The organism is Citrobacter sp. Cpo037, from assembly GCF_030332945.1.
Taxonomy (GTDB): Bacteria; Pseudomonadota; Gammaproteobacteria; order Enterobacterales; family Enterobacteriaceae; genus Citrobacter; species Citrobacter portucalensis.
In genome coordinates, this window is record NZ_JAOWGW010000025.1 from 1 (window position 1) to 24,221 (window position 24,221).

Consider the following 24,221-nt stretch of genomic DNA (forward strand, 5'->3'; position numbering starts at 1 on the left):
AATCGGCCCAGATCCGCGAAATTTTAATCAGCGAGTCAGCTTGGGAAGAAATGACCTGCTTATTCGCACCTTCCCTAAAAGATCCCAAATTTTGAGAATGTTGCTACCCAAGACATGTTGGTTTTGTGTTTAACAAACATTGACCACTGTTCAAACATACAGTTAAATTTAGCCATCAGACATGAGGGCTTTTTTATGGCAGTACGAAAACTCGACACAGGTAAATGGATATGCGAATGCTACCCCGCTGGGCGCAGCGGGCGGCGTGTGCGTAAGCAGTTCGCCACCAAAGGTGAAGCATTAGCTTTTGAACGTCACACTATGGATGAGACGGAGGCGAAACCCTGGCTGGGTGAATCGGTAGACCGTCGGACGTTGAAAGATGTCGTTGAACTCTGGTTTAAACTGCACGGCAAATCCCTTACCGCTGGCGAGCATGTTTACGACAAGCTGCTCTTGATGGTCGAGGCTCTCGGAAACCCCCTCGCGACAGATCTCAGTTCCAAATTGTTCGCGCATTACCGTGATAAACGCCTAACGGGTGAAATTTACTTTAGCGACAAATGGAAGAAAGGTGCCAGCCCGGTAACTATCAACCTTGAGCAAAGCTACCTTAGCGGCGTTTTTAGCGAGCTGGCCCGACTAGGTGAATGGACAGCACCGAACCCGCTGGAGAACATGCGCAAATTCACCATCGCAGAAAAGGAGATGGCCTGGCTGACGCATGAACAAATTACTGAGCTTTTGTACGACTGCAACCGCCAAAGTCCCCTGCTCGCCCTGGTCGTTAAGATATGCCTGAGTACCGGAGCACGCTGGCGCGAAGCTGTAAATCTCACACGCTCCCAAGTCACTAAATACCGAATCACGTTTGTCAGGACCAAAGGTAAAAAGAACCGCAGCATTCCGATCAGTAAAGAGCTGTATGAGGAAATCATTGCCCTGGACGGCTTCAGGTTCTTTACCGACTGCTATTTCCAGTTTTTATCTGTGATGGATAAGACATCTATCGTACTGCCGCGCGGGCAGCTTACCCACGTCTTGCGCCACACGTTCGCTGCTCATTTTATGATGTCAGGTGGAAACATCCTTGCCTTGCAGAAAATCCTGGGTCATCACGACATTAAAATGACCATGCGCTACGCTCACCTGGCCCCTGACCATCTTGAAACCGCCCTGCGCTTCAACCCGTTGGCTACGCTGCCAAGTGGCGACAAAGTGGCGACAGCGGTTGGTAATACCCCGTAATCGTCACTTCTCACCACCAAACTAACTTATTGATTATCCTGCAAGTCTTTGTTTTCATTAACCCATTGACATAAATGGTTTTTTTGTTGCCTGAAATTTGCGTTCATCGCCTTCCACCTCTGAAACTCCTCCCAAATTTGCAGCATGCCGGTTATGGCACATACTTTAAAACGGTGCTTTATCGGGGATGGGGGTTAGTCATGTTGCTTACTGGCAAAGTCGCAGTAATTTTTGGTGGTAGCGGGGCTATTGGTAGTGCGGTTGCGCAGGCCATGGCGCGCGAAGGAGCCCATGTGTGTCTGGGTGCTCGCAGCCAGGAAAAACTTGAACGGACGGCCAGTATTATCCGAACGACAGGTGGTACAGTCGAAACCTTTATCACCGATGTACTCGACGAGCACAACGCATCGAAGGAAGTTACCCGCCTTGCGCAGCAAACTGGTGGAATAGATGTGGTGGTTAACGCAACGGGATTTATGCACGAACAGGGCAAACACCTTGACGCATTATCCCTCTCTGAGTTTATGAGCGGCATCACCCCTTTCCTCTCGGCGCAGTTCAATATCGCTAAAGCCGTAACGCCGCACATGGGCGGCAATCGTGCGGGCGTCATTCTCAGCGTTGTTGCCCCCGCGGCTCCGATGGCGATGCCTGGTCATCTGGGTCATATTGTTGGTTGTGCAGGAACAGAGGCTTTTATTAAAGCGCTCGCCAGCGAGGTAGGACCGGCAAATATCCGGGTCGTCGGCGTGCGCTCGCATGCGATTGTGGATGCTGTTGCAGCTGGCTCCTATACCGGAGAAATTTTCTCCGCTAAAGCACAGTCAATGGGTTTAACCGTCGATCAATGGTTAGGGGGTGCGGCGCAAAGTACCATGCTCGCGCGCCTGCCTACGCTTGCACAAATCGCTGAGGTCATGACCTTTCTCTCTTCAGATCATGCCAGCGCCATGACCGCGACGGTGGTGAATATTACCGGAGGCGCTACGCACAGCTGACTGTCGCGGGTATCCCTGCGGTACGCTCCACCATCAGCAAGATATCTTCTCGCTGCAGCGGTTTTTTGTCCGTGACAAAATGCAGCGTCATTCCTTCAATAAACGCATCCAGCGCCCGCGCCGTAACCGGGTCAAACCACTGCTCCAGCATTTGTTGGCTGCGTAGCATCCAGTTCTGCATCACCGTTTTCAACGCTGGTTTACGGCTGGCAAAAGCATACAGCTGATACATGAGCTCCATATTATCAGGCGTTGTAACCTGAGAGCCGTAAATCATATCGGTAATGGCATGGCAAGCCTGCGACGCATCCTTAACATCGGCAAAAAAGTCCTGATACTGCAGCATCATCCTGTCAGTAAAACGGCCAAATGCCTCCATCAAAAGCTCATCAATTCCCGAAAAGTAATAGGTCATAGAACCCAGTGGCACCTCGGCAATCATAGCGATTTTACGGTGTGTAACCCCATGAATACCATGGGCTATTACTGCATCCAGAGTCGCCTGAACTATTTTTTCCCGCCGCTGCGGATCGTTTGCACGTCGCACTACATTTCCTCTTATTGCATTTGTGTACAAATGTACACAGTCTTGCTAATGTTGTCTCCTTCCCTCTTTTCTTTGGCCCGAATTCATGACTGGCATCTCATCACGCAAAGCCTTAAGACGTCGCACCTGGGCGCTGTTCACGTTCTTCTTTTTACCAGGATTATTAATGGCCTCCTGGGCAACGCGTACCCCTGCCATCAGAGATATCCTCTCCATCTCCACTGCCGAAATGGGCGCGGTGTTGTTTGGGCTCTCTATTGGTTCGATGAGTGGCATACTTTGTTCGGCCTGGCTGGTGAAACGATTTGGCACGCGTAAGGTGATCCGCACCACCATGTCTTGTGCCGTTCTCGGAATGGCGATCCTCAGCGTAGCGCTCTGGCTGCATTCCGCATGGCTTTTCGCGTTTGGCCTGGGCGTATTTGGCGCCAGCTTTGGCGCGGCAGAAGTTGCCATCAACGTCGAAGGTGCGGCAGTTGAGCGTGAAATGAACAAAACCGTGCTGCCGATGATGCACGGTTTTTACAGCCTGGGAACGTTGGCAGGGGCTGGAGTTGGAATGATGCTTACCGCCTTCAGCGTCCCGGCTACCGCGCATATTCTTTTGGCTGCAATGGTTGCTATCACACCTATTTTCATCGCCATCAAAGCTATTCCTGACGGCACGGGCAAAAATGCCGCTGACGGTTCTCACTCCGGTGAAAAAGGCCTGCCTTTTTATCGTGATATCCAGCTATTGCTGATCGGCGTTGTAGTGCTGGCGATGGCATTTGCTGAAGGTTCCGCCAACGACTGGCTTCCACTGTTAATGGTGGACGGACATGGATTTAGCCCGACATCAGGCTCGCTGATTTATGCCGGTTTTACGCTGGGTATGACCGTTGGGCGATTTACCGGTGGCTGGTTCATCGACCGTTACAGCCGCGTTGCGGTGGTGCGCGCCAGTGCACTGATGGGCGCTCTCGGGATTAGCCTGATTATTTTTGTCGACAGCTCTTGGGTGGCTGGTGTGTCCGTTATTCTGTGGGGACTCGGCGCATCGCTCGGCTTCCCGCTGACCATTTCAGCTGCTAGCGACACCGGTCCCGATGCCCCAACCCGCGTCAGCGTTGTGGCGACCACCGGTTACCTGGCGTTCCTTGTTGGACCGCCGCTGCTGGGCTATCTGGGTGAACACTATGGCCTGCGCAGCGCTATGTTAGTGGTGCTGGCGCTGGTGCTTGTCGCCGCCGTCGTCGCGAAAGCGGTAGCGAAACCGGATCTCAAAAATACTACGGTGATGGAGAACAGCTAATGAGTATCAAATTAATTGCAGTTGACATGGACGGCACATTTTTAAGCGACCAAAAAACCTATAACCGTGAGCGCTTTATGGCGCAATACCACCAGATGAAAGAACAAAGGATCCGCTTTGTGGTCGCCAGCGGCAACCAATATTATCAGTTGATTTCCTTTTTCCCCGAACTGGCCAATGAGATCTCATTTGTCGCCGAAAACGGTGGTTGGGTGGTCAGTGAAGGAGAAGATGTCTTTAACGGCGAACTGGCTAAAGACGATTTCCATGCCATCGTAGAGCATCTGCTGACCCGCGCCGATATCGACATTATTGCCTGTGGTAAAAACAGCGCCTATACATTGAAACAGTACAGCGATGAGCATAAGAACGTTTCCGCCATGTATTATCATCGTCTTGAATTTGTAGATAATTTTGACAACCTCAGCGACGTTTTCTTCAAGTTCGGGCTGAATATTTCCGACGACCGAATTCCACAGGTACAGGCCGATCTCCACGAGGCGATTGGCGATATTATGGTACCGGTTCATACCGGCTACGGCAGCATCGACTTAATAATTCCCGGCGTGCATAAGGCTAACGGTCTGCGCCTGCTGCAACAACGCTGGAATATTAACGACAATGAAGTTGTTGTGTTTGGCGATGGCGGAAATGATATTGAGATGCTGCGTCAGGCAGGATTTAGTTTTGCAATGGCCAACGCCCATGAGCCGGTGATCGAGGCGGCAAAATATCGCGCAGGCTCGAACAACGAAGAGGGCGTTCTGGATATTATCGACCGCGTGTTAAAGAATGAAGCACCGTTTACGCATTAACGGCTCAGCACAGACGGCAACAAAATGATGGCATGATTTATTCATAATCCGCCTCAAATTAACCCGCTGGATTATTACTTCCAGTGAATATTTCAGGCGAGCGGATCATGAAGAAAAGTGTACTGATGGCGACATTGTTGCTGGGCTTTGCGGGGACAACATTTGCACAAAGCGTTACCGTTGATGTCCCCAGCGGTTATAAAGTGGTGGTAGTACCCTCTTCCGTCAGCGTGCCCCAGGCGGTCAGCGTAACGACCGCACCACAAACGGTATATGTTGCTCCAGCGCCTGCTCCGGCCCCTGTCTATCGCGCACATCCTTATGCGCGACATGTGGCAAGCGTTGGTGAAGGGATGGTTATCGAACATCAGATTGACGACCACCACTAAGTTGTCGCCAGGCCCGGACAACCGTAATACTGGTCAGTTAAGATCTTTGGTGAGCGGTAGGCCGGATAAGGCGTTTACGCCGCCATCCGGTAATTTGCTACAGGCCGCCGGATGGCGCTTCGCTTATCCGGCCTACAGCGTGATTCTCTTATCAACATAATGATGAATTTATCGGCGTCATTATGCTTATCTGCGCTGGATTGCGGAAATCCGGTCCTTAACCTTCCCGGGAATTCCCTACCCGTTTATCTTTCAGGAAGATAACCATCAGAATCAGCCACAGTACGCCGCTTGCCAGATTGAACAAGCTGAACAAGCCGTTCCCTCCCAGCAGATACGCGTGTTTACTCAGCTCAATACCAACGGTAAAAATCAGCATCTGCAGCATACCCATTGCGGCAGAAACGGTACCCTTACTCATTTCGCTGGCAAACAGCGTCAGGCGCACCAGCCCCGCATTCGCCACGCCAATGCCAAACGCATAGATACTCAAACCCGCCGTCATCCATAGATATGCATGGGATGACACCACCGTGGCCGCAGCGGCAATAATCAGGCCAACGGCGATTGGCCAGCCGCCCATGATAATTAGCGAACGCACGGTTTTTCGCGAAGTCAGACGCGCCAGCATCAGGTTACCAGCAATCAACGCGCCAAAAATCGGCACCTGCAACAGACCATATTCGTAGCTGCTGAGATGTTCACCGCTGATGATAATAATCGGGGACTGCGCAATCCACGCCAGTAACGGCAGGCTGACAAAACCCAACGCCAGTGCGCCTGCAACGAAGCGCACGTTCCTCAGCACCAGCTTATAATCCTTGCCCAACTCTTTAATGGACAGCTTTTCACCAAGCCGGGTTGCCGTTTCCGGCATCGCGCGTTGCAGACCAAAAAAGGAGATGGCCGCCAGAGCAGCAAACAGGATAAACATCCCTTCCCACGGCAGAACATGTACCCAGGCTGCGCCTACCAACGGACCCAGCAGTGGCGCAATCAGCGCCACGTTTGCCATCAGCGCGGTAATTTTTATGCAGACCGCTTCTTCAAAAGATTCCTGAATGGCGGCGTAACCCACCGCACCAATAAAGCACAGGCTTATCCCCTGCAAAAAACGCAGGAAGGTAAATTGCTCAATATTCTGTGCAAGCAGGGTTGCAAGGCAGGTAACGATGAACCAGATCACGCCGGTTAACATTACCGGACGACGACCAATACGGTCCGACAGCGGTCCTAACAACCACTGCAAAAACATGCCGCCTGCCAGATAGGCGGTCATAGACGTAGGTACCCAATCTAATCCGGCGTTATATTGCGCCACCACCGCCAACATTCCGGGCTGGATCATATCGTTGCCGATATAAGTGGAGAATTCGTAAAGCACCAGACAGAGCGGGAAAAGTAATGCCTGACGCCCCAAACGGACGCCTGAAGATAAACGGTTCTGCATGCAATCTCTTAACTATAGAAAAATCGCGCAAAGTGTAATAAATGCGCCGTACTGGTGATAGTGAATTATGTGATTTGAAAGCAAAATGCGCACATTTTTACACTCATTTGCTCAAGAACATTTTGCTTTAAGGTTAATTTAAGTTGAGACCGCTATCATGCTCAATAAGCCTCATAAATTGTCTTAAAAATCGTCATTTAACAGGCAAATAAGACAAGACCGCTTTTTATCCCGTGAAAGCAATTTTATGCTCTTCCCCCTATGGGCCTTTTTAACGATTACACTGAGTCTGGACGTTATGCTGGAAAATCTGAACAATTCTCTTTTTTACTTGATCAATGCAACACCCGACTCTGCGCAATGGGCAATTTCGCTCGCCATTTTCATTGCCAAAGATCTGATCAGCATTGTGCCGCTGTTAGCCGTTGTGCTCTGGCTTTGGGGACCTCGTGGTCAGGTTACGCTCCAGCGCCAGTTGGTCATCAAAATGGCCATTGCGTTAGTAGTCGGTCTGACGATTTCCTGGCTGATGGGGCATCTTTTCCCCCACGATCGTCCGTTCGTTAACCACATCGGCTATAACTTCCTGCACCATGCGGCAGATGACTCTTTCCCGAGCGACCACGGTACGGTTATCTTTACCTTTGCTCTGGCCTTTCTGTTCTGGCATCGCTTGTGGACGGGTGCTCTGCTGATGGTTGTCGCCGTGGCGATTGCCTGGTCACGTGTTTACCTTGGCGTTCACTGGCCGCTGGATATGCTGGGCGGATTACTGGCCGGGTTGATCGGTTGCCTGAGCGCCCAGATGATCTGGCAACGGTTCGGCACAACCTTGTACCTCGGCTTGCAGACGTGCTATCGCACCTGCTTCGCTCTCCCCATCCGTAAAGGTTGGGTACGTGACTAACCCGCGGTAAAAAGAGTAGTATTAAGCGCGAAACTGAGCACTTAATCTATTCTCCAGGGGAACTATGGAAACTCGACGCGACGAGCGTATTGGTCAATTACTGCAGGCGCTGAAACGCAGCGATAAATTACACCTCAAAGAAGCCGCGACGTTGCTGGGCGTATCTGAGATGACCATTCGTCGCGACCTGAATAATCATGATGCTCCCGTCGTGCTGCTCGGGGGCTATATTGTTCTGGAACCCCGCAGCGCTAACCACTATTTAATCAGCGATCAAAAATCCCGTCTGGTTGATGAAAAGCGTCGCGCTGCCCAGCAGGCGGCGAGTCTCGTGCAGGCGCATCAGACCATCTTTTTCGATTGCGGTACGACCACGCCGTGGATCATTGAAGCGATCGACAATGAACTGCCCTTCACCGCAATCTGCTACTCGTTGAATACGTTTCTGGTACTGCAGGAAAAACCGCAGTGCCGCGTCATTCTGTGTGGTGGTGAATTCCATGCCAGTAACGCGATTTTTAAACCGCTCGATTTCCAGGAAACGCTGAACAACCTCTGTCCGGATATCGCCTTTTATTCCGCAGCAGGTGTTCACATCGAAAAAGGCGCGACCTGCTTTAATCTGGAAGAACTGCCGGTGAAGCACTGGGCAATGTCGATGGCGCAGCATCACGTTTTGGTGGTCGATCACAGCAAGTTTGGTAAGGTGCGACCTGCAAGGATGGGGGAATTAAAACGCTTTGATACCATCATCAGTGATAACCGCCCTGACGATGCGTTTGTTGAGTACGCTAAAGCGCAACGTATCACGCTGAAGTACTAACAGATACTGCCGGACGGCGATTGCGCCATCCGGCAATAGATAAGATTAAGAGAACCAACCACCAAACCACTGGTGGAATTTCATCATCACAAAGTCCCACATGCGGCTAAAGAAACCACCCTCTTCCACATCTTCCATCACCATCAACGGACGCTGCTCAATGGATTTTCCGTTCAACTGGAAGTCGATAGTGCCCACAACCTGACCTTTCTTCAGCGGTGCTGTTAGCTGTGGTTCAGTCAGGGTAAAGCTGGCCTTCAGGTTTTTGAGCTGGCCACGCGGGATGGTCACAGCCCCCCCTTCTCCGGCGCCCAAATTCACTTCACTCTTATCGCCAAACCAGACGCGCTGGGTCACGAAAGTCGCATCCGGCTTGATCGGCGTAACGGTTTCAAAGAAGCGGAAGCCCCAGGTCAGCAGCTTTTCTGACTCATTAAAACGAATGCGGTCGGTTTTTGCTCCCAGCACCACGGAGATCAGGCGCATATCGCCCTGTGTCGCGGAGGCCACCAGGTTGTATCCCGCCCCGGCAGTGGTCCCGGTTTTCATACCATCCACGTTCAGGTTGGTGCTCCACAACAGACGGTTGCGGTTCGGTTGACGTATTTTATTGAAGGTAAATTCTTTCTCTTTGTGAATAGCGTACTCTTCCGGCACATCGTGGATTAACGCCTTCCCGAGCAGCGCCATATCACGTGCGGTACTGAACTGTCCTGCCGCATCCAGGCCGTGCACCGTCTGGAAAGTCGTGTTAGTCAGCCCCAGTTTTTTCGCATAGCCGTTCATCAGACCAATAAAGGATTCCTGGCTGCCAGCAACGTAATCAGCGAGTGCAATACAGGCATCGTTACCTGACTGAATGATAACGCCTTTATTCAGATCGGACACCGCAACCTGATCGCCGGGCTTGAGGAACATGACCGACGAACCGCGCAGGGCTGGATTACCGGTCGCCCAGGCGTCTTTGCCCACGGTGACCATGTCGTTGAGGTTAATTTTTCCGGCCTTCAGCGCCTGCCCAACCACATAGCTGGTCATGATTTTGGTCAGACTGGCAGGATCCAGTTTCTCATCAGCATTACCTTCCGCCAGCACCTTACCACTGGCGTAATCCATCAGAATCCACGCACGCGCGTCCACGCTCGGCGGGGCCGTCGGTTGCTCCGCCGCCTGTACGGTCGGCGCCAAAAGGATTAAGAGTGCAGAACCTGCAGCAAAGCTGCGAAGTGAAGAGAAGTATTGCGTCATAAATGCCACCCGAGTATCCATTCCAAAAAACCACGTCATACCACACCGTGTTTACACAAAACCGGCCAAGCGACCTCGACCACCCCATGCAGAAAAAGTCTGATGGATGACGTGTAAAATAAGTGCGGTGAGTAATAACGCACTAACGAGCTTAAAGAAACCGTAAGTTGGTAAAGTTTTTAAAGTTTATGCAATAACGCCGCGCTGCGCTGCTCCTGGCACGATTTTTTTAGACTTTGTTGCGTAAATATTAGGTTTACCCCACCATGTGAGCTAGTCAGATGGCATCTGCAGCCATAAAGCTGCTCAATTAATTTGCGGGGTTACTATGATTACACTGTGGGGTCGCAATAACTCGACCAACGTAAAAAAAGTATTGTGGACGCTCGAGGAACTGGAACTGCCATATAACCAAATTCTGGCGGGCGGGCAGCATGGCGGTAACCGCGATGCCGACTATCTGGCACTGAACCCGAACGGACTGGTCCCGCTACTACGCGATGATGAAACGGACGTTGTTCTGTGGGAATCCAATACCATTGTCCGCTATCTGGCCGCTCAGTACGGACAAAAACGTTTGTGGATTGACGCCCCGGCCGCGCGCGCCGTCGGTGAAAAATGGATGGACTGGGCAAATCAGACGCTAAGCCCTGCGCATCGGGTTATCTTATTTGGTTTGGTCAGAACACCTGCCGATCAGCGCGATATGGCGGCCATTGAGGCAAGTAAGCAAGTTTGCGATAACCTGTTTGCCATTCTGGATAACGCGCTGGCAGACCAGCCATGGTTCTCCGGGGCTGAATTTGGCACCGCGGATATCGCTGTGGCACCGTTCATCTATAACCTGTTCAACGTTGGCCTGAGCTGGACCCCGCGCCCGCATCTGGAACGCTGGTATCAACAACTGACCGAGCGCCCGGCGTTTCAAAAAATCGTGATGATCCCGGTCAGCTAACCAAATCAGGGACTCACTTTCAGTAATTCCCCGTCGGACTCGTCGGTTAGCACGTACAAATAACCGTCTGGTCCGACGCGCACATCACGGATCCGCTGCCCCCTTTCCTGCAACAGACGACCATCCTCAGTCACCGTATTCCCTTTAACGCTCAGCACGATCACTTCTTTATCTTTCAACGCGCCGATGAACAACTTTTGCCGCCACTGCGGGAAGGTACCGCTATTGTAAAAAGCCATTCCACTAACCGCCGGCGACTTTTCCCAGTAAAAGATGGGTTGTTCCGTGCCAGCAACAATTTGACCTTTTGCTTCGGGAATTTTCAAACCACTGTAGTTAACCCCCCAGGTCGCGATAGGCCAGCCGTAGTTTTTCCCTTTCTGGGGGATATTAATCTCATCGCCTCCGCGTGGACCATGCTCATTGAGCCACAGCACATCACTCCACGGATTCATCGCCATCCCCTGCGGGTTGCGGATGCCATACGACCAAATCTCTGCCCGCGCTCCCGCCTTGTTCACAAACGGATTATCCGGCGGAATTTTGCCCTCGTCGGTCAGTCTGACTAATTTACCCTGCAATTTATCCAGGTCCTGGGCGGTAGCGCGTTGATTATTCTCTCCCAGGCCAATAAACAGATAACCATTACCATCAAATACCAGACGTCCACCAAAATGGTTCCCGGTGGAAAGCTTTGGCTGTTGGCGAAAAACGGTCTGAAATCCTTGCAGATGTTTGAGATCGTCACTCAATCGCCCGTAGCCTACCGCGGTGCCCGCTTTGCCTTCGCGGTCGGCTTCAGCGAAGCTTAGCCATACCCGGCGAGATTGTACAAAATCCGGTGCTAACGCCATATCAAGCAGTCCTCCCTGACCATTCGCCCAGACTTTTGGTACGCCGGTCAGCGGGTCGGAAAGCCCTTTATCAGGCTGCCAGAGTCGAAGCTGTCCACCTTTGAGCGTAATGAGCATACCGCGGTTATCGGGTAAAAAAGCCAGTGACCATGGGTGATCGAGTTTAGTTTGCAGCACTTCCACTTTTACCGCGGCGGCATAAGTGGAAAGTAGCGCGAATGAGGCAGCACAGAGAAAGAGTCGACGCATAACACCTCCTGAATAGCTCTGCATAAAGCGTAGCCAGCAAGGGGAATTATCCTGCCACATTTACATAAGCTTAACGAAAAGGGGGAGCGCCCTCCCCCTGATTCAGACGTGTTCCAGCGTTGGGTAAGATTGCAAACTCTGGATACTTAGCGTCAGCGTTGTCAGGCAGTTTTCCAGTTTCTCTGCGTTAACGGCGATAAACGTTGGACAATCGTGATGTCCACTCATAAGACAAACAGCGGCGGCGGCTAACGCCCCTTCAGCACGATGAAGGGCATTCCACTCTTCCTGATCAAGATGCATACCGTGAAGCTGTGATTGTTCGTGCAATTCGCGATTCAGTGCAAAAAAAACATCACGCAGGCAATCGCTCTCGCTAACTGACATGTAGCCTTTCGCTTTTCTCAACTGCAGATAAGCGGCAAGTTCGATACGGGCGTTTATCAATTTGTTGAGAAGATCGGTTCTCAGTCTGTCAACAACCATACTTTGTTCCTCCTCTTTCCAACTATGGTGCAACTTAATAGTATGGTTGTTTTTTGAACAAATAGATGTCCTACATCAATAAAGCCCAATTGATTAACATAATTTACAATGTTACAACTTCATTCTGTACGCTTATCGAAGGCGCCCAGTGTCTGACTCGCCTGACTTTTTTTGCTATACCTGATGTGGTTACTGCCATGGTGTTGATGATGAGGGGTCTATGTCGAAAGCAAATGATGCAGAAAAAATACGCACACTATCAAAAATAGATCTCAATCTGCTGACCATTTTCTGTTTGATCTATAGCGTGGGTAGCATTTCCAGAGTTGCTGACATGCTGAACATATCACCTTCCGCCGTCAGCCAGTCATTAAGAAAACTGCGCGAAATGATGGGTGATAATCTTTTTGTCCGTAGCGGGAATGCACTGTTACCGACGGTCTATTCTGATGAACTGTATGATAATACAATCCCAATTATCGATAAGCTGTCAACGCTGATGCCGCTTTCCACGCCTGCCGCCAAGAAAAGGTTAACGCTTTATACGGAATCTTTTATTTCCCCTATCGTTATTCCAGATGTCACCGCCAGAATAATCGAGACTGACGCCGATATCAGCCTCCTGCACCTTACCGCCGACCTGAATGAACAGAGTATTATTGAACTGCTGAATATGCGTCAGGCAGATGTCGTTTTTTCTACCTTTTCTGTAGAGTCAGCAAGTCTTTCATGCCAGAAAATATGCGATATGCGCCTGGTGCTGGCGGCCTCGCAGAATAATTCTTTATATGGTAACACCATCAGTGAAGCGCAATTCAGAAACGCTAACCTGGTCGGTTACAATACTAAGAATGAGAAAATCATTTATCATCGTAGTATTGTGGATAAAAAATTCAGAACCGGAGAACGCTGCCTGCTTACCTCATCGTTTACGGCGATTCTGACGATTGTGTCCAATACCCATTGTTTAGGGGTGATCCCGGAAAAGGTATTTGAAACACACGCTCAGCTGTATGGACTAAAAAAAATAAACACTCCGTTTCCCTTGCCACAATTTAGCGTGTTTGCCTCATCGCGCAAAGAAAGCAATACCCACAAAATTCTCTCACCTATTCTGGCTGATTTGCAAACAGCCTCCCTGTGATGAAAACTAGAGAGGCTGAGCGTTAGAAAAACTGATTACACGCGAATTTTTGCTATGCGCCAGATATGGTCGGCATATTCCTGAACCGTTCTGTCCGACGAGAAATACCCCATGTTAGCAATATTGTGCATGGTTTTTGTCGTCCACTCCCGGGGAGTACGATACAACTCGTCCACCGAATCCTGGCAATCTACATAGCTGCGATAATCGCCCAACACCTGATAGTAGTCGCCGAAGTTAATCAATGAATCCAACACCTCTCTATAACGCCCTGGCTCCTGCGGACTGAACACCCCCGTACCGATTTGCGTCAGCACCTGATGAAGTTCCTCATCCTTTTCAAAGATGTGCCTCGGGTCATAGCCATCACGTCGCAGAGTTTCAACCTGATTCGCCGTATTGCCAAAGATAAAGATGTTATCTTCCCCAACGTATTCGCGCATTTCGATATTCGCACCGTCGAGCGTACCGATAGTCAGCGCACCATTCATACCGAATTTCATATTACTGGTCCCGGAGGCTTCCGTCCCGGCCAGGGAAATTTGCTCTGACAGATCGGCTGCCGGAATAATTAGCTGAGCAAGACTGACGCTGTAATCCGGAATAAATACTACTTTCAGTTTGCCGCCAATCTGCGGATCGTTATTGACTAACTGCGCCACATCGTTAATCAAGCGAATAATTTGTTTTGCCATGTGATAAGAGGAGGCTGCTTTTCCGGCAAAGATATTCACTCGCGGTACCCAGTTGGCATCCGGCGCGGCTTTGATCCGGTTATAACGTGTAATAACGTGGAGCACATTCATGAGTTGCCGCTTGTACTCGTGGATGCGTTTCACCTGCACATCAAACAGCGCATCAGGATTCACCACCACGCCGTAGTGAGTGGCAATATGGTGCGTCAGCCGCTGCTTATTTTCACGTTTCGCACGATGCACAGCCTCATTCACCGACGGATAATCTATAAACTGCTTCAGCTCGCCCAACTGCATTAATTTAGTCCGCCAGCTGTCACCGATATTTTCGTCCAGCACTTTGGCAAGCGGTGGATTCGCCAGCGCCAGCCAACGACGCGCAGTCACACCATTGGTTACGTTGGTGAAACGCAGGGGAAAAATATTCGCAAAATCTGCAAACAGTGATTCGGTCATCAGTTTTGAATGCAATGCCGACACGCCGTTAACCTTATGACTGACAACTACTGCCAGCCAGGCCATACGAACGACGCGACCATTGGATTCATCAATTAACGACACACGTTTCAGTAGATCGCTGTCATTACGATAACGTTCCTGTAAGGTCTTCATAAAACGATCGTTAATCTCAAAAATAATCTGCAAATGGCGCGGCAAAATTCGACTTAGCATTTCTACTGGCCAGGTCTCCAGCGCCTCACTCATCAACGTATGGTTGGTATAAGAAAAAATCTGACAGGTCACGTCAAACGCGTTATCCCAACTAAACTGATGATGATCAATCAATAAACGCATCAACTCAGGGATCGCCAGTACAGGATGCGTATCATTAAGGTGAATCGCAATTTTATCGGCCAGATTGTCGTATGTTTTGTGCAACTGATAATGACGACTCAGAATATCCTGAATCGTCGCCGAGGCCAGGAAATAGGCCTGGCGTAAACGCAATTCACGCCCCGCATCGGTGGAATCATCCGGGTACAAAACCCGCGAGATACGATCGAAGTGGTATTTGTTTTCCACTTCAGTAGCAAAGTCGGCCTGCTGATTCAGTTTGCCCGCATTAACTTCGCTATTCACCTGCACGTTCCACAAGCGTAACGTATTAGTCGTGTCCGTCGCATAACCTGGAATAATTTGATCATGCGCCACGGCCAGAATATCCTCAGTTTCAAGCCAGCGGGTTTTATTCCCCTCCTGTTGAACACGCCCGCCAAAACGTACTTTATAATGCGTATTATGACGTTTGAACTCCCAGGGATTACCGTATTCCAGCCAATAATCCAGCGACTCTTTTTGTACACCGTTAACGATATTTTGTTTGAACATACCGTAGTTATAACGAATACCGTATCCACATCCCGGCAACCCAAGCGTCGCCAGTGAATCAAGGAAGCAGGCCGCCAGACGACCGAGACCACCATTACCTAACCCGGGATCGTTTTCTTCATCAATCAGTTCTTCCAGTTCAAGCCCCATTGCCTCCAGCGCGCTTCTGACTTCGTCATAAATACCTAAAGAGAGCAATGCATTGGATAGCGTACGACCAATTAAAAATTCCATCGACAGATAATATACCTGGCGCGCATCCTGAGAGAATTGCGCCCGATTAGAACGGTGCCAGCACTCGACCATCCGATCGCGTACCGCATATAACGTCGCATTAAGCCACTCCCGTTTCGTGGCGATTGCGGGATCTTTGCCAATAGTGAATAAAAGTTTATTAGCAATATCATCTCTAAGTTTATCAACATCAGAGTCCGTGGCGACCGGAAGTGGCGAAATATACATATTAACGTTACCTTTCAAATTTTGTAGGATGGTAATAGACAGGTGAATTATTTAAAGTTTGGGTACGTGAGCGTTAGCTTTTTGTCGAATATTTTCATGACTGGCGATGAACGTTAATTCTGTCATTAATACACGCCAACTTAAGCCTGTGGCAAGTGAAATATAATATAAACTCACACCATTAGCATAAAGAGTTTTAGCCATTTCAAGTTTCGACTTCAAAACAATATCTTTCAAATTAAACCTCATTAGTAACGCTCGACGAGATAAAATTTACGATAATGAGTGTCTATAGCCAAGAAGCGGCACTTAAAGCCGGAATTAGACTCACTAAACACCTTTCACTGACCGATCTACTCTTTATAGGTATCGCTCTTTATTCTCTCCGTCTTATGCTGATCAGATATAGATGTACCGTGAAGGCATCTGTATAATCCCCCGATTACGAGCAATGTACAGTATAAGAAAATGGCAAAAATTGGTTTTATATCACTAGGTTGTCCGAAAAACCTCGTCGATTCTGAGCGCATCCTGACCGAACTTCGTACCGAAGGCTATGATGTTGTGCCAAGCTACGACGACGCGGATATGGTTATCGTTAATACCTGCGGCTTTATCGACAGTGCGGTTCAGGAGTCCCTGGAAGCAATTGGCGAAGCGCTGAATGAGAACGGTAAGGTGATTGTCACCGGCTGTCTGGGCGCGAAAGTCGATCAGATCCGTGAAGTCCACCCGAAGGTACTGGAAATCACCGGGCCGCATAGCTATGAACAGGTTCTGGAGCACGTTCACCACTATGTGCCAAAACCAAAACACAACCCGTTCCAGAGCCTGGTTCCAGAGCAGGGCGTTAAGCTGACTCCTCGCCATTACGCCTATCTGAAGATTTCCGAGGGCTGTAACCACCGCTGCACGTTCTGCATTATTCCATCCATGCGCGGCGATCTGGTGAGCCGTCCGATTGGCGACGTCCTCAGCGAAGCCAAGCGTCTGGTCGATGCGGGCGTGAAAGAGATTCTGGTAATCTCCCAGGATACCTCTGCTTACGGTGTAGATGTGAAGCATCGTACCGGTTTCCATAACGGCGAGCCGGTCAAAACCAGCATGGTTGATCTGTGCGAACAGTTATCAAAACTGGGGATCTGGACGCGCCTCCATTACGTCTACCCTTACCCGCACGTTGATGATGTGATCCCGCTGATGGCGGAAGGCAAAATCCTGCCGTATCTGGACATCCCGTTACAGCATGCCAGCCCGCGTATTCTTAAACTGATGAAACGCCCGGGCTCCGTGGACAGACAGTTGGCGCGCATCAAGCAGTGGCGTGAAATCTGCCCTGAACTGACGCTGCGCTCCACCTTCATTGTTGGTTTCCCGGGTGAAACGGAAGAAGACTTCCAGATGTTGCTCGACTTCCTGAAGGAAGCGCGTCTGGATCGCGTGGGCTGCTTTAAATACAGCCCGGTAGAAGGCGCTGGCGCTAATGACCTGCCGGATCAAATCCCGGAAGAGGTGAAAGAAGAACGCTGGAACCGCTTTATGCAATTGCAGCAGCAGATCTCTGCTGAACGTTTGCAGGAGAAAGTGGGCCGCGAGATTCTGGTTATCGTTGATGAAGTTGACGAAGAAGGCGCAATTGGTCGTAGCATGGCTGATGCTCCAGAAATCGACGGCGCGGTATACCTGAATGGTGAAACCAAGGTGAAACCTGGCGATATCATCCGCGTGAAGGTCGAAAACGCAGATGAATACGATCTGTGGGGCACCCGCGTTTAATTAGCGTAACCCAACGTAGGCCGGATAAGGCATTTATGCCGCATCAGGCAATGCCTGATGGCGACGCTGAAGCGTCTTATCAGGCCTACGGTTTACCCTTTAATTTTCGGGTCCAGCGCGTCGCGCAGACCATCTCCCAGTAAGTTAAACGCCAGCACCGTCAGGAATATCGCTACCGCCGGGAAAATCGCCACGTGCGGCGCGATCACCATATCAGCGCGCGCTTCATTAAGCATTGCCCCCCACTCCGGCGTCGGCGGCTGTGCGCCTAATCCCAGGAATGACAAGCTCGCGGCAGAGATAATCGACGTACCAATTCGCATGGTAAAGAAGACCACGATCGATGAGACAGTTCCAGGCAGAATATGGTTGAAGATGATGGTCGCATCGCTGGCACCAATACTGCGCGCAGACTCAATAAACGTCTGTTGCTTCAGCACCAGCGTATTCCCGCGCACCAGGCGCGCGAAGGCTGGAATGGAGAAAATGGCCACGGCAATGATCACATTAGCAATTCCGCTGCCCAGCACGGCGACCACGGCTATCGCCAGCAATATCCCCGGAAAGGCGAACAGCACATCGCAGATTCGCATGATCAGTCGATCCCACCAGCCTTCGTAGTATCCCGCCAGCAGCCCCAGTACCGTACCAATCGCCGCGCCAATAAACACGGCAAAGACCCCTGCCGCCAGCGAGATTTGCGCGCCAACCAGCACGCGGCTAAAAATATCCCGTCCCAGTGAGTCAACGCCAAACCAATGCAGCATCGACGGCCCATCATTCAAACGGTCATAATCGAAGTAATTCTCGGCATCAAATGGCGTCAGCCAGCGGGCAAAAATCGCCACCATGATCAGGAGCAATACAAACAGCCCAGCGACCATCGCCATGTGCTGTCGACGGAACCGACGCCAGAACTCATGCCACGGTGTGCGTATCTGCTCTGGCTTAACAAGGGGCATCGCATTTAAAATCGCCTGTCGGCGCCAGTTAAAAAATCGCATCCTTACTTGTACCTGATAGCCGGATTAATGGCAGCGTAGAGCACATCCACCACTAAGTTAATAAGAATAAATTCCAGAGAAAACAACAGTACCTCGGCCTGAATCACCGGGTAGTCGCGCATTTCGACGGAGTCCACCAACAGTCGCCCAAGCCCTGGCCAGTTGAACACCTTCTCAACCACGATTGATCCACCAAGCAAAAAGCCAAACTGTAGTCCCATCATGGTGACCACCGGGATCATCGCATTACGCAGACCATGTTTTAACACCACCCAGGTTTCACTCACCCCTTTAGCGCGCGCGGTACGCATATAATCTTCGCTGAGCACATCAACAAACGAGGCGCGAGTAAATCGGGCTAACACCGCAGCCACCGCCGCGCCCAGCGTAATAGACGGGAGGATATAGTGCATCCAGGTGTCAGCGCCAACGGTGGGTAACCAACCGAGCTCAACGGAGAATATCTGCATCAGCAGCATGCCAAGCGCAAACGCCGGGAACGAGATCCCGGTGACCGCCAGCGTCATGCTTAATCTGTCCGGCCAACGATTTCGCCATACGGCAGCAATGATCCCCGCCGTCATACCAAACAATACCGCCCACGCCATACTGGCAATAGTCAGCCATAGTGATGGCATAAAACGACTGGCTATCTCTTCAGAAACCGGGCGACGAGAAACCATCGACGTGCCAAAATCGCCTTGCAACACGTTGGTCATGTAATGCCAGAACTGAACATGCAACGGCTGGTCCAGACCCAGCTGCTTGCGCACCAGTTCAATCACCTCGGCGTCAGCTTCCGGTCCGGCAATCAGCCGGGCCGGATCGCCGGGTAGCAGATGAACAAATAAAAATACCAGCACCGCAACAATCAACAGAGTTGGAATCAACCCCAGCAGGCGCTTGAAAACATAGTTAAGCATCACGCTCCCTTCGCCGGCCCCTGGGCTGCGGGGCCGAATGAATAGCTTATTTTAAATCCGCATCATCAAAGCTAAATCCGGTATCCGGCATGATCCAGAATCCGGTCAACCTGGTGCTGTGCGCCGAAATCAGTTTTTCCACTACCAGCGGGATCCACGGCGACTCTTTCCAGATAATATCCTGCGCGTCTTTGTACAGCTTCGCTTTCTGCGCCGGATCGTTAGTTTGCAACGCTGCCGATAAATCACTGTCCACCTGCTTATTGCTGTAGAACGCCGTGTTAAACAGAGTTGGCGGCCAGTTTTGTGATGCAAACAGCGGTGACAGCGCCCAGTCAGCTTCACCCGTAGACGCCGACCAGCCGGTGTAGAACATCCGTACCCCGCTCTCTTTCTGCGCCTTCCCTTCAACTTCCGCGGCGCGCTGACCAGCATCCATCGCTGTAACCTGAGCCTTAATGCCCACCTGCGCCAGCTGCTGCTGGGTAAATTGCAGCACTTTCTGCGCGGTACTGTGGTTATGCGAAGACCATAGCGTAGTGGTAAAACCGTTCGGATAACCTGCTTCTTTCAGCAGTTCGCGCGCTTTCGCCGGGTCGTAGGGCCACGGCGTATAGCTTTGCGCATAGGCTATCGACGGGGGGAGAACGCCGGTTGCCGGCGTCGCGTAACCAGCAAAAGCCACTTTCACCAGCGCCTGGCGGTTGATGGCATAATTCAGCGCCTCACGCACTTTTGTGTTGTCGAACGGTTTTTGCGTGACGTTCATGCTGATATAACGCTGCATAATAGACGGACTGGCCACCAGTTCCAGGTTTTTGTTCTTCGCCAGTAACGCCGCCTGCTCGTAAGGGATTGGGAAGGCAAACTGCGCTTCCCCAGTTTGCAGCATGGCCGCACGCGTGTTGTTGTCGGTCACCGGACGCCAGGTAATCGTATCCAGCTTTGGCAACCCTTGCTGCCAGTAGCCCGCGAACTTCTTAACCTTCACAAAATCCGTCTGATTCCAGGTATCAAGCTGGTACGGCCCGGTCCCCACAGGATGGAAACCGATCTCCTTACCGTATTTCTCCAGCGCGGCGGGAGAAATCATCGCCGTTGCCGGATGCGCCAGAATATTGATAAAGGCAGAGAACGGCTGTTTCAGCGTAATCTTCACCGTCGACGGATCGACGACTTCGGTTTTATCGATATTCTTATACAGGTTGTAACGTTTCAGATGGTTTTCCGGGTTACTGGCCCGATCGAGGTTAGCTTTAACCGCATCGGCGTTGAAGTCGGTGCCATCCTGAAACTTCACCCCCTGACGCAGCTTAAGGGTATAGGTCAGCCCATCATCAGAAACCGTATAACTCTCCGCGAGCACATTTTTCAGTTTCATCTCTTTATCAAGGCCAAACAACCCCTGATAAAACGACTTCGCTACCGCCTGCGACAACGTGTCATTCGCGTCATAGGGGTCGAGCGTCGTGAAATTGGATCCCACCGCCACCACCACATCTTTGGCGGCCCAGCCAGGCGATGCGGCCAGTGCAGAGACCACTCCCACAGCAACCAGCCATTTTCGAGCAACAATTTTTGTCATGTTATTCTCCTAAACCCTGCCTGCCTGTTATAAACGCGAAAGCGCATTTTCTGGTTGCCCACGCGCAACATAATGCCCCGGACCAACTAACTGGAGCGAAACGGGGGAAATCTCTTCGCCACGTTTGCGAATATTGCTGGGGATATCGTCCGACAACAGCACGCGCTGGGGACGGTGATGGGATGGATCGGCGACCGGAACTGCCGCCATCAGCTTGCGAGTGTACGGATGTTGCGGATTTTCAAACACCGCCCGCCGGGTGCCTATCTCAACGATCTGCCCCAGATACATCACCGCCACACGGTGACTGATCCGTTCCACTACCGCCATATCGTGGGAAATAAACAGATATGCGATACCCAATTCTCGCTGCAGGTCGAGCATCAGGTTGATGATTTGCCCACGAATTGAAACATCCAGCGCCGAGACAGATTCATCGGCAATAATCACTTTGGGATTGAGCGCCAATGCCCGTGCAATACAGATACGCTGACGCTGACCGCCGGAAAACTCATGCGGATAGCGCCAGGCATGCTCAGGTAGCAAGCCTACACGTTCCAACAACCATGCAACCCGTTTTGACCCCGCATCGCCCTGCAATAACCCATGTACCCGTAGCGGCTCCAGAATGGAATATCCCACAGTCTGGCGCGGATCGAGCGAGGCATACGGATCCTGGAAGATAAACTGAATATCCCGACGCAGCGGCTGCAACTTGCTGGCAGCAAGGGTATCAATACGCTGTCCGTTGAAAATGATTTCCCCACGCTGAGACTCAACCAGGCGCAGCAGCGCCCGCCCGGTGGTGGATTTCCCGCAGCCTGACTCCCCCACCAGCGAGAGCGTTTCTCCCGGCCACAGATCAAAACTGACGTTTTCCACTGCATGCACCTCGCGAGTCACGCGATTTAGAATGCCGCTGCGCAGAGGAAAACGCGTCACCAAATTTCGTACCCGCAGAATAGGCTCGCCTTCAACCACGGTGTCCTGCTCGGTCTGCGGTTCTACATGACTGGGATCGTGCAATGAAATAAGCGGGAAACGGCGTGGAAGCTCATGCCCGTTCATCGCCCCAAGCTGCGGCACGGCTGCCAACAGCGCTTTGGTATAGGGATGCTGGGGATTGTGAAAAATCTGTTCAACGCTGCCGGTTTCTACCGCCTCGCCCTGATACATCACCAGCACGCGGTCGGCAATATCCGCCACGACGCCCATATCGTGGGTAATGAAGATCACTCCCATCGACATATCCTGCTGCAACACTTTTATTAGTTGCAGGATCTGCGCCTGAATGGTGACATCCAGCGCGGTCGTCGGCTCATCGGCAATTAAAACCGCAGGGCGACACGACAGTGCCATGGCGATCATCACCCGCTGGCGCATACCGCCGGAAAGCTGGTGTGGATATCGCGATAAAATCGCCTTCGCCTCGGGGATACGCACCTGATCGAGCATTCGCTTCGCTTCTACCATCGCCTCTTCATGGCTGGCGCCTTGGTGCAAGCGTATAGACTCGGCAATCTGCTCGCCCACGGTAAACACCGGATTGAGCGATGTCATAGGCTCCTGGAAGATCATCGCGATATCCGCACCGCGCACGTGACGCATTTGTGATGCGCTCTGTTCACCCAGCTCAATAACCTGTCGGTTACGGCGTCGTAGCAGCATTTCATCGCAGGTCACCTCGCCGCCGGCCTGTTCAATCAGACGCATCAGCGACAAGGCTGTTACCGATTTTCCTGAACCGGATTCGCCCACGATCGCCAGCGTTTCGCCACGCTTCAGGCGAAATGACAGATTGCGCACCGCACTGACGCGCTGCTGCTCCTGTTCAAAGGCAATATTCAGATTGTTGACTGCCAGCACGTCGCTGGCATCAAGCTCATCACTGTGTGGCAACGCTATCTCCTTTTTCCCGATAAATACCGGTGGTTGGCGTATCGCCTGCGTATCCCCAGGCGCGGTACATGCCTTCGCTATTAAACGGCAAGGCGACATTGCCCTCATGATCGATAGCAATTAAACCGCCGCTGCCACCGAGCGCCGGTAATTTTTCCATTACTACGCGTTCACACGCCTCCGATAAACTCAGGCCGCCGTAATCCATCAACGCCGCAATGTCATAGGCCGCCAGCGCACGAATAAAGACTTCCCCGGTTCCGGTGCAGGAGACTGCCACACTTGCGTTATTGGCATAACAGCCTGCGCCGACCAACGGACTGTCACCCACCCGCCCCGGTAATTTGTTGGTCATTCCACCGGTCGATGTTGCGGCCGCCAGATTGCCAAACATATCTAACGCGACCGCCCCCACGGTACCCATTTTGTTGTTTTCATCCAGCGGGCTCGCGCTATGGTCCAGCACCGTTTCACCCGCTGTTCGCGCCGCCAGCAGTTGAGCATAGCGTTCTGGCGTAGAGAAAATATCCGCTGATACGCGTTCCATACCCTGCGCAATGGCAAAGTTCTCAGCCCCTTCACCTATCATCATGACGTGTGGGCTGTGTTCCATTACCAGGCGCGCCGCGAGAATCGGATTGCGTAAATGGCTGACTCCGGCGACGGCTCCCGCATTAAGCGTGTTACCGTCCATCACGCAGGCATCCAGTTCATGGGTTTCATCACGGGTATATACCGCGCCAATTCCGGCATTAAACAACGGACACTCTTCCAGTAAGCGCACGGCTTCGGTCACCACATCCAGTGCGCTACGACCGTCCTCTAGCATCCGCTGGCCGGTTTCAACGATATCCGACAGCGCCTGAATATAACGCAACTCTTGCTCCTGACTCAGCTGCGAACGGGTGATAGCCCCTGCGCCGCCGTGAATTGCAATGACTGCTTTACCCATTTTTTTCGTCCATTAGGTGGCAGGTACCGGGTTATAAATATCAGAATTTCTGTGACTTATTGATTCGATTTTTGAATATAGAAAGATGCAGACGTCATGTAAAGGTAAAGGCCCGTACCTCACGCCCCATCCCATCAGGTTATTTAAATGAGTTAAACAGAAAGTGTATCTTCCAACATCGTTGAATAT

22 protein-coding genes are annotated in these 24,221 nt (G+C 51.4%); 10 read left to right on the forward strand and 12 right to left on the reverse strand.

Annotated elements, in window-relative coordinates; genetic code table 11:
* Window positions 1-195: 195 nt before the first annotated feature.
* Both OGX94_RS01655 and OGX94_RS01660 read left to right on the forward strand, forming a co-directional pair.
* The gene (locus tag OGX94_RS01655) at window positions 196-1,248 is read left to right on the forward strand and encodes a phage integrase (RefSeq protein ID WP_286568549.1); all 1,053 of its coding nucleotides are present in this window, start codon (window positions 196-198) and stop codon (window positions 1,246-1,248) included.
* 200 nt (window positions 1,249-1,448) lie between these two features.
* Window positions 1,449-2,246 carry an SDR family NAD(P)-dependent oxidoreductase gene (locus OGX94_RS01660; RefSeq protein WP_063940640.1) on the forward strand — a complete coding sequence of 266 codons (798 nt, stop codon included), beginning with the start codon at window positions 1,449-1,451 and terminating at the stop codon, window positions 2,244-2,246.
* Here OGX94_RS01660 and OGX94_RS01665 read toward each other — a convergent pair.
* Window positions 2,233-2,793: a TetR/AcrR family transcriptional regulator gene (locus OGX94_RS01665; protein WP_286568551.1), complete on the reverse strand. Its 561-nt coding sequence runs from the start codon at window positions 2,791-2,793 to the stop codon at window positions 2,233-2,235. The two genes, OGX94_RS01660 and OGX94_RS01665, sit on opposite strands and share 14 nt — an antisense overlap.
* Before the next feature lie 85 nt (window positions 2,794-2,878).
* Between OGX94_RS01665 and OGX94_RS01670 the strand changes: the two genes are divergently transcribed.
* The 3 genes from OGX94_RS01670 to OGX94_RS01680 all read left to right on the forward strand — a co-directional run bounded on the left by OGX94_RS01670 (window position 2,879) and on the right by OGX94_RS01680 (window position 5,291).
* The gene (locus OGX94_RS01670) at window positions 2,879-4,087 is read left to right on the forward strand and encodes an MFS transporter (RefSeq protein ID WP_032934393.1); all 1,209 of its coding nucleotides are present in this window, start codon (window positions 2,879-2,881) and stop codon (window positions 4,085-4,087) included.
* On the forward strand, window positions 4,087-4,902 hold the full coding sequence (locus OGX94_RS01675) for a Cof-type HAD-IIB family hydrolase (protein WP_257661529.1): 816 nt from the start codon (window positions 4,087-4,089) through the stop codon (window positions 4,900-4,902). Before OGX94_RS01670 ends, OGX94_RS01675 begins: the two co-directional genes overlap by 1 nt.
* Window positions 4,903-5,009: 107 nt before the next feature.
* Window positions 5,010-5,291, forward strand: coding sequence for a hypothetical protein (locus tag OGX94_RS01680; protein WP_003831642.1), 282 nt, complete (start codon window positions 5,010-5,012; stop codon window positions 5,289-5,291).
* Between the two features lie 217 nt (window positions 5,292-5,508).
* Here OGX94_RS01680 and OGX94_RS01685 read toward each other — a convergent pair whose 3' ends face one another.
* On the reverse strand, window positions 5,509-6,741 hold the full coding sequence (locus OGX94_RS01685) for an MFS transporter (RefSeq protein WP_218667530.1): 1,233 nt from the start codon (window positions 6,739-6,741) through the stop codon (window positions 5,509-5,511).
* A gap of 298 nt (window positions 6,742-7,039) precedes the next feature.
* Here OGX94_RS01685 and ybjG point away from each other — a divergent pair, with 298 nt between their 5' ends.
* Together ybjG and deoR are read left to right on the forward strand one after the other, a co-directional pair.
* The gene (gene ybjG / locus OGX94_RS01690; RefSeq protein ID WP_003831635.1) at window positions 7,040-7,648 is read left to right on the forward strand and encodes an undecaprenyl-diphosphate phosphatase; all 609 of its coding nucleotides are present in this window, start codon (window positions 7,040-7,042) and stop codon (window positions 7,646-7,648) included.
* A 64-nt stretch (window positions 7,649-7,712) separates the two neighbouring features.
* Window positions 7,713-8,471 (forward strand): DNA-binding transcriptional repressor DeoR, encoded by a 759-nt coding sequence (deoR, locus tag OGX94_RS01695; protein ID WP_003831632.1) that lies wholly within the window; start codon window positions 7,713-7,715, stop codon window positions 8,469-8,471.
* A gap of 45 nt (window positions 8,472-8,516) precedes the next feature.
* On the opposite strand, the gene dacC is transcribed toward deoR, so the two are convergent.
* Entirely contained in the window at window positions 8,517-9,719 is a 1,203-nt protein-coding gene (dacC, locus tag OGX94_RS01700) for a serine-type D-Ala-D-Ala carboxypeptidase (RefSeq protein ID WP_200921611.1), read from the reverse strand.
* A 328-nt stretch (window positions 9,720-10,047) separates the two neighbouring features.
* Between dacC and OGX94_RS01705 the strand changes: the two genes are divergently transcribed.
* Complete coding sequence (locus tag OGX94_RS01705) at window positions 10,048-10,674, forward strand: glutathione S-transferase family protein (protein WP_003831628.1); 627 nt, start codon at window positions 10,048-10,050, stop codon at window positions 10,672-10,674.
* A 5-nt stretch (window positions 10,675-10,679) separates the two neighbouring features.
* Here the strand turns inward: OGX94_RS01705 and OGX94_RS01710 are convergent, their stop codons facing one another.
* Both OGX94_RS01710 and bssR read right to left on the reverse strand, forming a co-directional pair.
* Window positions 10,680-11,777 carry a PQQ-dependent sugar dehydrogenase gene (locus tag OGX94_RS01710; protein WP_286568555.1) on the reverse strand — a complete coding sequence of 366 codons (1,098 nt, stop codon included), beginning with the start codon at window positions 11,775-11,777 and terminating at the stop codon, window positions 10,680-10,682.
* A gap of 102 nt (window positions 11,778-11,879) precedes the next feature.
* A complete protein-coding gene (gene bssR / locus OGX94_RS01715) occupies window positions 11,880-12,263 on the reverse strand; it encodes a biofilm formation regulator BssR (protein ID WP_286568557.1) in 384 nt (127 codons plus the stop codon).
* 220 nt (window positions 12,264-12,483) lie between these two features.
* On the opposite strand from bssR, the gene OGX94_RS01720 reads away from it, so the two are divergent.
* Window positions 12,484-13,407: a LysR family transcriptional regulator gene (locus OGX94_RS01720; RefSeq protein WP_063940643.1), complete on the forward strand. Its 924-nt coding sequence runs from the start codon at window positions 12,484-12,486 to the stop codon at window positions 13,405-13,407.
* 35 nt (window positions 13,408-13,442) lie between these two features.
* On the opposite strand, the gene glgP is transcribed toward OGX94_RS01720, so the two are convergent.
* Complete coding sequence (gene glgP / locus OGX94_RS01725; RefSeq protein WP_286568559.1) at window positions 13,443-15,893, reverse strand: glycogen phosphorylase; 2,451 nt, start codon at window positions 15,891-15,893, stop codon at window positions 13,443-13,445.
* A gap of 51 nt (window positions 15,894-15,944) precedes the next feature.
* Window positions 15,945-16,130, reverse strand: a complete 186-nt coding sequence (locus tag OGX94_RS01730; protein WP_223240755.1) for a glycine cleavage system protein T — start codon at window positions 16,128-16,130, stop codon at window positions 15,945-15,947.
* Window positions 16,131-16,361: 231 nt separating this feature from the next.
* On the opposite strand from OGX94_RS01730, the gene rimO reads away from it, so the two are divergent.
* The gene (gene rimO / locus OGX94_RS01735) at window positions 16,362-17,669 is read left to right on the forward strand and encodes a 30S ribosomal protein S12 methylthiotransferase RimO (protein WP_003831616.1); all 1,308 of its coding nucleotides are present in this window, start codon (window positions 16,362-16,364) and stop codon (window positions 17,667-17,669) included.
* A gap of 92 nt (window positions 17,670-17,761) precedes the next feature.
* Here rimO and gsiD read toward each other — a convergent pair whose 3' ends face one another.
* From gsiD to iaaA, 5 genes are read right to left on the reverse strand one after another with little or no spacing between them, the layout of a single operon-like run.
* Window positions 17,762-18,673, reverse strand: coding sequence for a glutathione ABC transporter permease GsiD (gene gsiD / locus OGX94_RS01740; RefSeq protein WP_003831612.1), 912 nt, complete (start codon window positions 18,671-18,673; stop codon window positions 17,762-17,764).
* A gap of 2 nt (window positions 18,674-18,675) precedes the next feature.
* Window positions 18,676-19,596: a glutathione ABC transporter permease GsiC gene (gsiC, locus tag OGX94_RS01745; RefSeq protein WP_048235754.1), complete on the reverse strand. Its 921-nt coding sequence runs from the start codon at window positions 19,594-19,596 to the stop codon at window positions 18,676-18,678.
* Window positions 19,597-19,642: 46 nt separating this feature from the next.
* Window positions 19,643-21,181 (reverse strand): glutathione ABC transporter substrate-binding protein GsiB, encoded by a 1,539-nt coding sequence (gsiB, locus tag OGX94_RS01750; RefSeq protein WP_257661526.1) that lies wholly within the window; start codon window positions 21,179-21,181, stop codon window positions 19,643-19,645.
* 27 nt (window positions 21,182-21,208) lie between these two features.
* The gene (gene gsiA / locus OGX94_RS01755) at window positions 21,209-23,080 is read right to left on the reverse strand and encodes a glutathione ABC transporter ATP-binding protein GsiA (RefSeq protein ID WP_257661525.1); all 1,872 of its coding nucleotides are present in this window, start codon (window positions 23,078-23,080) and stop codon (window positions 21,209-21,211) included.
* Entirely contained in the window at window positions 23,067-24,032 is a 966-nt protein-coding gene (gene iaaA, locus OGX94_RS01760; protein WP_003836974.1) for a beta-aspartyl-peptidase, read from the reverse strand. Before iaaA ends, gsiA begins: the two co-directional genes overlap by 14 nt.
* Between the last annotated feature and the right edge of the window lie 189 nt (window positions 24,033-24,221).

Bases quoted from the DNA above. Each gene is read 5' to 3' on its own strand.
- OGX94_RS01675 (WP_257661529.1), top strand. From the start codon at position 4,087: ATGAGTATCAAATTAATTGCAGTTGACATGGACGGCACATTTTTAAGC.
- OGX94_RS01705 (WP_003831628.1), top strand. From the start codon at position 10,048: ATGATTACACTGTGGGGTCGCAATAACTCGACCAACGTAAAAAAAGTA.
- OGX94_RS01680 (WP_003831642.1), top strand. From the start codon at position 5,010: ATGAAGAAAAGTGTACTGATGGCGACATTGTTGCTGGGCTTTGCGGGG.
- OGX94_RS01720 (WP_063940643.1), top strand. From the start codon at position 12,484: ATGTCGAAAGCAAATGATGCAGAAAAAATACGCACACTATCAAAAATA.
- deoR (WP_003831632.1), top strand. From the start codon at position 7,713: ATGGAAACTCGACGCGACGAGCGTATTGGTCAATTACTGCAGGCGCTG.
- iaaA (WP_003836974.1), bottom strand. From the start codon at position 24,032: ATGGGTAAAGCAGTCATTGCAATTCACGGCGGCGCAGGGGCTATCACC.
- dacC (WP_200921611.1), bottom strand. From the start codon at position 9,719: ATGACGCAATACTTCTCTTCACTTCGCAGCTTTGCTGCAGGTTCTGCA.
- rimO (WP_003831616.1), top strand. From the start codon at position 16,362: ATGGCAAAAATTGGTTTTATATCACTAGGTTGTCCGAAAAACCTCGTC.
- glgP (WP_286568559.1), bottom strand. From the start codon at position 15,893: ATGTATATTTCGCCACTTCCGGTCGCCACGGACTCTGATGTTGATAAA.
- bssR (WP_286568557.1), bottom strand. From the start codon at position 12,263: ATGGTTGTTGACAGACTGAGAACCGATCTTCTCAACAAATTGATAAAC.
- ybjG (WP_003831635.1), top strand. From the start codon at position 7,040: ATGCTGGAAAATCTGAACAATTCTCTTTTTTACTTGATCAATGCAACA.
- gsiC (WP_048235754.1), bottom strand. From the start codon at position 19,596: ATGCTTAACTATGTTTTCAAGCGCCTGCTGGGGTTGATTCCAACTCTG.
- OGX94_RS01655 (WP_286568549.1), top strand. From the start codon at position 196: ATGGCAGTACGAAAACTCGACACAGGTAAATGGATATGCGAATGCTAC.
- OGX94_RS01670 (WP_032934393.1), top strand. From the start codon at position 2,879: ATGACTGGCATCTCATCACGCAAAGCCTTAAGACGTCGCACCTGGGCG.
- gsiD (WP_003831612.1), bottom strand. From the start codon at position 18,673: ATGCGATTTTTTAACTGGCGCCGACAGGCGATTTTAAATGCGATGCCC.
- OGX94_RS01660 (WP_063940640.1), top strand. From the start codon at position 1,449: ATGTTGCTTACTGGCAAAGTCGCAGTAATTTTTGGTGGTAGCGGGGCT.
- OGX94_RS01710 (WP_286568555.1), bottom strand. From the start codon at position 11,777: ATGCGTCGACTCTTTCTCTGTGCTGCCTCATTCGCGCTACTTTCCACT.
- OGX94_RS01685 (WP_218667530.1), bottom strand. From the start codon at position 6,741: ATGCAGAACCGTTTATCTTCAGGCGTCCGTTTGGGGCGTCAGGCATTA.
- gsiB (WP_257661526.1), bottom strand. From the start codon at position 21,181: ATGACAAAAATTGTTGCTCGAAAATGGCTGGTTGCTGTGGGAGTGGTC.